The organism is Terriglobales bacterium (assembly GCA_035573675.1).
Lineage (GTDB): Bacteria > Acidobacteriota > Terriglobia > Terriglobales > Acidobacteriaceae > DATMAB01.
Genome location: DATMAB010000008.1, coordinates 24238 through 30585, shown reverse-complemented (window position 1 = coordinate 30585; position 6348 = coordinate 24238). Strand labels below are relative to the sequence as shown.

The following is a 6348-nucleotide window of genomic DNA, read 5'->3' as shown; positions in this document are numbered from 1 at the left end:
CGTGGGTCTTGCCGCGGCTGGCGCAGCCGCCGGCGGAGCTGTGGCCGCCGCGGGCGGCGTAGCTGGCTTGGCTGCCGGAACTGCCGGTGCTGCCGGAGCCGCCGCTGCCGGAGGCGCGGCTGCCGCCACCTTCGGTTTCGTCGGGGCGGCTGGCGCCGCAGGCGCCGCAGCCACCGGAGGCGCAGCCGCCGGCTTGGCGGGAGGCGCAGCTTGTCCGGAGATGGCCTTCAGCACATCCCCCGGTTTGGAGATTCGGGAAAGGTCGAACTTGGGCTTGATTTCCGGTTCTGCTGGGGCGGCACGCGCTGCCGTTTTCGCGCGTGGCGCGGCCGCTTCCGCCTGGGCGCGGATGGCTTGCCGCACTTTTTCGGCCACGTCGGGATCCACCGAGCTCGAGTGCGTCTTCTTTTCTGTGACGCCGAAGCCCGGGAGCAGGTCCAGGATGGCCTTGCTCTTGACTTCCAGTTCCCTGGCCAGATCGTTGATTCGTACTTTATCCATCCGCCCTGTATTTCTCCGAATTTCCGCTAAGTCTTCATCCGAACCCCCTGGTCTTGGTTCCGCATTGGGTTGGACAGCTTACACGGTGCTTCGGTGCTCTATGTTCGGCCGCGCTCCGCGCGGACTGTTCCTGTTTCCGCGACTCGCGCGACCTTCTTATGACTTCTGTTCTTCGTGCGATTCCGGCGCTTCTTCCGCTGCCGCTTCTTCCACCGGAGCTTCCTCGGCTGGTGCCTCTTCCGGGAGAGCTCCCGCCCAAGCTTCCTCGACCACGGCCTCTTCGGCAACCGCTTCCGCCGCCGCTTCCTCGGCCCCACGCTCTTCGGCTTGCGCCTCCGCGCCTTCCGGCGCGGCCTCGGTTGATACCTCTTCCGGCGCAGCCTCAACCTCTGCTTCTGCTGCCTCGGCGGGAACGGCCTCAGCGCCTTCCGCCGCGCCCCCGGCGCCCGCTTCCGGCGCCACCCCCAGGCTCTGGAAGTAATTATTGACTGCGATGCTGATTTTTTCCACCGTCTTCGGCCCGATGCCGGGAATGGCCTCGAGCTGCTCCGGCGTCATGTCCGCCAGGCCCTCGACCGTGGTGATTCCGGCGCCTTTCAGCTTCTCCACCAGCCCTTCGCTCAGTTCGGGCACCTGCTCCAACGGCGTCGTCGGAGGCGCCACCAGCGCCTGCATCTGCTGTTCCACTTCCTGGCGCTTCTCTTCCTCGCTCTTGATGTCAATCTTCCAGCCCAGCAGCTTGGCGGCCAGGCGGACGTTCTGCCCCTTCTTGCCGATGGCCAGCGACAACTGCGAGTCATCCACGATCACTTCCAGGTGCTTCTCCGCCGCATCCACGACCGAGACGCGCCCCACCTTCGCCGGCTGCAGCGCTTTTTCCGCGAACACCACCGGGTCCTCGTGGTACTCGATGATGTCGATCTTCTCCCCGCGCAGCTCGCGGATGATCGACTGCACCCGCATGCCCTTCATGCCCACGCACGCGCCCACCGGGTCCACGTCCTTGTCCTTCGACATGACGGCGATCTTGGTGCGCTCACCGGCTTCGCGCGCGATGGCCCGGATCTGCACCGTGCCGTCGTAGATCTCCGGCACTTCGGTCTGGAACAGGTGCTGCACCAGCTCCGGCGCCGCCCGCGACACGATCACCTGCGGCCCCCGCGTCGCCCGCTCCAGCCGCGCGATCACCACCTTCACCCGCTCGCCCACCGCGAACGACTCCAGCCGCGACTGCTCTCGCCGCGGCATGCGCGCTTCGGTGCCCAGGTCAAAGATCACGTCCGGACCTTCCATGCGCTTCACCGTCGCGGTCACGATCTCCCCGATGCGGTTCACGTATTCGTTGTAGATGGTGTCCCGCTCCGCTTCCCGGACCTTCTGGAAGATGATCTGCTTGGCGATCTGCGCCGAGATCCGCCCCAGCCCTTCGGTGGACTTCAGGAACTTCACCTCGCCGCCCACTTCGGCGTTGGGATCGACTTCCCGCGCTTCCTCCAGCGTGCACTGCGTGTGCGGATCCTCGATCTCGTCCTCGTCCACCACCACCTGCTTCACGGCATAGACCGCGATGACGCCCGTCTCTTTGTCCAGTTCGGCGCGCAGGTCTTCCGGCGTCTTGATGCTCTTGCGCGTGGCCGCCACAATGGCGTCTTCCACCGCCGACACCACGATCTGCGGGTCGATGCCCTTCTCCCGGCTCAGCGCGTCGATCTGTTGGTACAGCAAACTCGGCATAACTTCAGGTTTCTCGTTTCAGGTTTCGCGTTTCACGTCTCATGTACGCCATTCCAGCGCGCGAAACGTGAAACCTGAAACGCGAAACGGCCTTTCAGATTTCCGGCACCACCCTCGCCCTCTCCACGTTGACCAGCTCGATCTCCAGCGTCCGCTCCACGGCTCCGTGACGCCGGCGTTCCCTTCGGCCAGGCTCGACCTTCAGCGTCAGCCGGCCGTTGCTAAATCGTTCGAGTCTTCCTTCGAAGTGCCGGTTGCCTTCGAGCGGCTCCTTGGTCATCACATGCACCCGGCTGCCGGTGAAGCGCTCGTAATCGAGCGGCCGCACCAGCTTCCTGTCCAGCCCCGGCGACGACACCTCTAGGGTGTAGCTGCCGCCCGGCACCGCGTCCTCCACATCGAGGATGGCGCTCACCTCCCGGCTGACGGCGGCGCAGTCCTCATGCGTCACCCCGGCCGGAGGGCTCTCGGGCGTCGGCCCCGGCCGGTCGATCACGATGCGCAGCGTCCGGAACTTCCCGCCGCCGCGCATCTCCACGTCCACCAGCTCCAGACCCGCGGAGCCCGTCACCCGCTCGGCGATCGTCCGTATGTGCTCTAAACCCGACATCATGGCCGCTCTAGCTGACAGCAGAGAGCGGATAGCGGAAAGCGCCTTTCCCGCAATAAAAAATGGGCTCGCGCCCACTGGTGTGCTCCCGCCACATCAGTCAACTCGTTTTTTATTCTACGCCCGCAAGTGAGAAAAAACAAATGGGCGCTGAACCGGCACCTTGTGCGGTGATTGGTTACAAACGCGACCGGTCGCACCGCTGTGGCGCGGGGGTGTCATGGGAAAAATCAACTGGGAACGGGTGGTTCTGTGCGGCCTCCTGACCGGCGGGGTCTGTATGGCTCTCACGGCGCCTGTCTTTCTCCTGGCTCTCACCGAGAGCGAGTACACCCGGGCGCTGGCGCGACAAGGGCGGGAAATTCACGGCCGTTACGCTAAGGACTGTCCCAGACCCGCGCGGCGCAGCGTCCCTTCCTCTGGTCCTCTGCCCGCGCAGCAGTCCACCAGCTTGCCGTCGATGGCGACCGCAGGAACGGACCGCACACCCAACGACCGCGCCCGAGCCGCCACGGCCTTATCCCTCATGTCCAGCACGCTGACCTCGCACGATGGACACGCCACGCGGTTCACCAGTTGGATGGTTTCCTCGCACACCGCGCAACCTGCGCTGAAAATCTCGATCTTCCTTTTTGCCGCCATGATTTCTCCTTTTTCAATCCTCATTCCTGTTGTGGGACCGCGCACGCCGGGCACGCCCGCCGCTGCGGCCACGCATTCCACACTGACGCCATCAGCAGCAGCGCCGCGCCGCTCCACAGCACCGGCTTCGACTCCAGCGTGAACTTGCCCGTCAGGATCGACAGCGATGCCAGTACCCCGAGCACGAGCGGTCCATATCCGCGCCTCAGACTTGCCCTCCAGGCCAGTGCTCCCAACGCCAGCAGCAGGAATCCTGCGGTCACACCCAGCAGGTAGCGGTCCTCGAGAAGGAAACCCATCCCCAAAGAACTCACCAGCGCCGCATAGGCCGGCCAGCATGCCGGGCACGCCAGCTTGGGCAGCAGCGCCACACCTGCGCCCGGCAATACGGCCGCGGCACTGCCCCAGCCCCTGCCGCCCAGCGGTCCCGCAGACTCGCGCAACTTCTTCGCTATCTGTTCCGCCGAGGGCGTTCGCCGTGTTCCGGAAGCTTCGGCATACAGGCGACAACAACCCTCGCCCGCAATCTCATCCATCGGGATGATGTCCTCGCCATCCACCAGCACGGTGGGAGAGCCGAACCGTCGCGCGTAGCTCGGGCTCTCCGCCGCCGATCGTTCCCACTCTTCCCAGCGCGCCGGCATTCCCGCCCGCTCGAACGCTCGCAGCAGCTCGACGCGTGCCTCGCTGACATTCGGACAATCGAGGTCGTAGATCAGTTCCACTCGCGGCATCACTTCCTCTTTTTCTCCACCGCCTCCAGCGCGTCCAGCAGCGGACATTGGCTGGTCGGACCGCGGCCCGTGCATTCGGAGGCCAGCTTCTTCAGCGCGACCTTCATGTGCCGCAGCTCCCGCAGCTTCCCCTCGATGTCCGCCAGCTTGGCCTCCGCCTGCCGCTTCACGTCCGCGCAACTGCGTCGCGGATCCACTCGCAAGCGCAGCAACTCGCCCACCTCGCGCAACGAGAACCCGAGTTCCTTGGCCCGCCGGATGAACCGGATTCTCCGCGCCGCCTCCGGCGCATACTCGCGATATCCCGAAGGCCGCCGTGCCGGCCGCGGCATCAGCCCCTTCCGTTCGTAGAAACGCACCGTCTCCAGGTTCACTCCCGCCTCGCGCGCCAGTTGCCCGATGGTCATGACTCCCTCACTTCACCGCGATTCTCCACCCCGTACCATACTACGGAGTCAAGGGGGAAACCCCGGAACACTTTTGGCGGAAGAGCGGGCTGCCCCACTCTCGTCGCTCGCGGCTTTGGAGCGACAGGGTGGGATAATCTCAAGAAGGCCTGCTCATGCAGCACCGCGACGCCAACTACCACCCCGGCATCTCCATGCACCACATCAAGGTCGGTGGCTGCGTCGCCGGCGCCATCTTCGCACTTGGGACTGTCCTCATGGTGCTGGTGGGAATCCCCGTCGCCAGGTGGTTCCTGCTCGGCTCCGTGCTAGGCGGAATCGCAGTCTTCTTCCTCCTCCGCCGCGTCCACCGCCCAAACTGAACGAGGTTGCTACCCTTGTCGCTCTCATCCTTGGAAGCAATCGGGTGGGAAGCACAATCCCTGCGCCCTAACTTCTGCAGCCCCCTCTCCAATCTGCCCATGCACCCAGTCGCGAAGCGACGGCAACTCGATAGCCCAGCACGTTATCTCGATCTCCGTGTGTGACTCCCGAACTGGCTACGTCAAGACACGCCGAGCGGTGCGCACCTGTCACCTGCGCGGCGTGCACCCAGTCGCGAAGCGACGGCAACTCGATAGCCCAGCACGTGAGTGCTGGGAAACGCAGCCGGGGAAACGCCGAGTGCCGTAGGCACGGCACAACAGAGCATTGACACCACCCTCACCCCTTCGCTAGATTCCTAATCCTTCCCACGGGCCCCGCAGTTTAAGAGATTGCGACCAACTCTCGGCTCCGCCGAGGAGGAAATATGCCTTATCCATACATCCCCTCTCAGTCCATCGGCCTTCGAACGGCTGGCTACGATGAAGCTTGGCTACAGAAACTCGTTCTATCGAATCCCGCCATCCTGGGCTTGGGCGACTTGAAGAATGCAGGCAGAGAAGTGCGTCAAAGCTCGGGAGGAAGGCTTGATTTTCTGCTCATGGACCCAGAGCTTGAACGAATGTATGAGGTCGAGCTGTTGTTGGGATCAACCGACGAAAGCCACATCATCCGGACGGTGGAGTATTGGGACATCGAGAGCCGCCGTTGGCCTTCCTGGGAACATCGGGCGGTAATCGTAGCAGAAGAAATCACCAACCGATTCTTCAATGTAATCTGGTTACTGAATAGGTCCATCCCAATCATTGCCATCAAGCTCAATGCGCTGATAATCGATGGCAAGATGACTCTCTGCTTTACCAAGGTACTCGACATCTTTGAAACACCCGAGGGCAGGGATCCAGTTCAACCTCAGGCAGCAACTCGGCAGGAATGGGTCGACTACTCCGCACCCGAGTCAATCGCGGTCTTCGACAAGTGTATTGAACTTATGAGTCAGAACGGCAGGGCACCTCGGGTTACTTATAATGCAGGTCACATCGCTGTCGGCGGCCTGAAGAAGAACTGTGCCTGGTTCTACCCTCGCCGTAAGAAGGTCCATTGCAAGGTGGAATTTCTCGTTCCGGAGGACAAGGCAGCTGCCCTCCTGCAAGAACTGAACGACGTCGGCATTGATGCATCCCAACCTTCTCCAAATGTCATCAAGGTGATGTTGTCTTCTCGCGAACTTGAGGCCAACAAGCCCCTGGTGCAAGAAGTTCTAGCACTCGCTGCAGCTGAAGGCGGTGGATTATAGGTCTTGTGCAGACGGACGCTCGCGCTCTTAATTGCTTTTCGGTGCTCCGTTCAGCCGCCC

At 63.2% G+C, this 6348-nt stretch carries 8 protein-coding genes; 2 read left to right on the top strand and 6 right to left on the bottom strand.

The window, feature by feature from the left end:
• The 6 genes from VNK82_02015 to VNK82_01990 form a co-directional block, all read right to left on the bottom strand.
• On the bottom strand, nucleotides 1–501 hold a 501-nt coding region (locus VNK82_02015), incomplete at its 3' end, for a translation initiation factor IF-2 N-terminal domain-containing protein (protein HXE89719.1).
• A gap of 156 nt (nucleotides 502–657) precedes the next feature.
• Nucleotides 658–2235: a transcription termination factor NusA gene (gene nusA / locus VNK82_02010; protein ID HXE89718.1), complete on the bottom strand. Its 1578-nt coding sequence runs from the start codon at nucleotides 2233–2235 to the stop codon at nucleotides 658–660.
• A gap of 94 nt (nucleotides 2236–2329) precedes the next feature.
• Nucleotides 2330–2848 carry a ribosome maturation factor RimP gene (gene rimP / locus VNK82_02005; protein ID HXE89717.1) on the bottom strand — a complete coding sequence of 173 codons (519 nt, stop codon included), beginning with the start codon at nucleotides 2846–2848 and terminating at the stop codon, nucleotides 2330–2332.
• A gap of 369 nt (nucleotides 2849–3217) precedes the next feature.
• Nucleotides 3218–3487, bottom strand: a complete 270-nt coding sequence (locus VNK82_02000; GenBank protein ID HXE89716.1) for a thioredoxin family protein — start codon at nucleotides 3485–3487, stop codon at nucleotides 3218–3220.
• A 20-nt stretch (nucleotides 3488–3507) separates the two neighbouring features.
• Nucleotides 3508–4221: a hypothetical protein gene (locus VNK82_01995; protein HXE89715.1), complete on the bottom strand. Its 714-nt coding sequence runs from the start codon at nucleotides 4219–4221 to the stop codon at nucleotides 3508–3510.
• On the bottom strand, nucleotides 4221–4628 hold the full coding sequence (locus tag VNK82_01990; GenBank protein HXE89714.1) for a MerR family DNA-binding protein: 408 nt from the start codon (nucleotides 4626–4628) through the stop codon (nucleotides 4221–4223). Before VNK82_01990 ends, VNK82_01995 begins: the two co-directional genes overlap by 1 nt.
• Before the next feature lie 155 nt (nucleotides 4629–4783).
• On the opposite strand from VNK82_01990, the gene VNK82_01985 reads away from it, so the two are divergent.
• Together VNK82_01985 and VNK82_01980 are read left to right on the top strand one after the other, a co-directional pair.
• Entirely contained in the window at nucleotides 4784–4990 is a 207-nt protein-coding gene (locus VNK82_01985) for a hypothetical protein (GenBank protein HXE89713.1), read from the top strand.
• A gap of 428 nt (nucleotides 4991–5418) precedes the next feature.
• Nucleotides 5419–6288: a hypothetical protein gene (locus VNK82_01980; GenBank protein HXE89712.1), complete on the top strand. Its 870-nt coding sequence runs from the start codon at nucleotides 5419–5421 to the stop codon at nucleotides 6286–6288.
• Nucleotides 6289–6348 lie beyond the last annotated feature (60 nt).